Source organism: Pseudomonas sp. FSL R10-2189 (assembly GCF_009600325.1).
In the GTDB taxonomy this organism is placed as follows: domain Bacteria; phylum Pseudomonadota; class Gammaproteobacteria; order Pseudomonadales; family Pseudomonadaceae; genus Aquipseudomonas; species Aquipseudomonas helleri.
In genome coordinates, this window is the sequence record NZ_WIVZ01000100.1 from 1 (window position 1) to 1,232 (window position 1,232).

General features: G+C 50.2%; 1 rRNA gene. It reads left to right on the forward strand.

What is annotated here, in order from left to right:
* A 23S ribosomal RNA gene (locus GHO32_RS26035) occupies positions 1–1,232 on the forward strand; the annotation flags it as partial.

A 1,232-nucleotide genomic window follows, 5' to 3' on the forward strand; every position in this document is an offset into this window, starting at 1 on the left:
CAGTGAAATCGAGTAGGACGGAGCACGAGAAACTTTGTCTGAATATGGGGGGACCATCCTCCAAGGCTAAATACTACTGACTGACCGATAGTGAACTAGTACCGTGAGGGAAAGGCGAAAAGAACCCCGGAGAGGGGAGTGAAATAGATCCTGAAACCGTATGCGTACAAGCAGTGGGAGCCTACTTTGTTAGGTGACTGCGTACCTTTTGTATAATGGGTCAGCGACTTATTTTCAGTGGCAAGCTTAACCGAATAGGGGAGGCGTAGCGAAAGCGAGTCTTAATAGGGCGTCTAGTCGCTGGGAATAGACCCGAAACCGGGCGATCTATCCATGGGCAGGTTGAAGGTTGGGTAACACTAACTGGAGGACCGAACCGACTACCGTTGAAAAGTTAGCGGATGACCTGTGGATCGGAGTGAAAGGCTAATCAAGCTCGGAGATAGCTGGTTCTCCTCGAAAGCTATTTAGGTAGCGCCTCATGTATCACTGTAGGGGGTAGAGCACTGTTTCGGCTAGGGGGTCATCCCGACTTACCAAACCGATGCAAACTCCGAATACCTACAAGTGCCGAGCATGGGAGACACACGGCGGGTGCTAACGTCCGTCGTGAAAAGGGAAACAACCCAGACCGTCAGCTAAGGTCCCAAAGTTATGGTTAAGTGGGAAACGATGTGGGAAGGCTTAGACAGCTAGGAGGTTGGCTTAGAAGCAGCCACCCTTTAAAGAAAGCGTAATAGCTCACTAGTCGAGTCGGCCTGCGCGGAAGATTTAACGGGGCTCAAACCATACACCGAAGCTACGGGTATCACTTAGGTGATGCGGTAGAGGAGCGTTCTGTAAGCCTGTGAAGGTGAGTTGAGAAGCTTGCTGGAGGTATCAGAAGTGCGAATGCTGACATGAGTAACGACAATGGGTGTGAAAAACACCCACGCCGAAAGACCAAGGTTTCCTGCGCAACGTTAATCGACGCAGGGTTAGTCGGTCCCTAAGGCGAGGCTGAAAAGCGTAGTCGATGGAAAACAGGTTAATATTCCTGTACTTCTGGTTATTGCGATGGAGGGACGGAGAAGGCTAGGCCAGCTTGGCGTTGGTTGTCCAAGTTTAAGGTGGTAGGCTGGAATCTTAGGTAAATCCGGGATTCTAAGGCCGAGAGCTGATGACGAGTTGTCTTTTAGACAACGAAGTGGTTGATGCCATGCTTCCAAGAAAAGCTTCTAAGCTTCAGATAA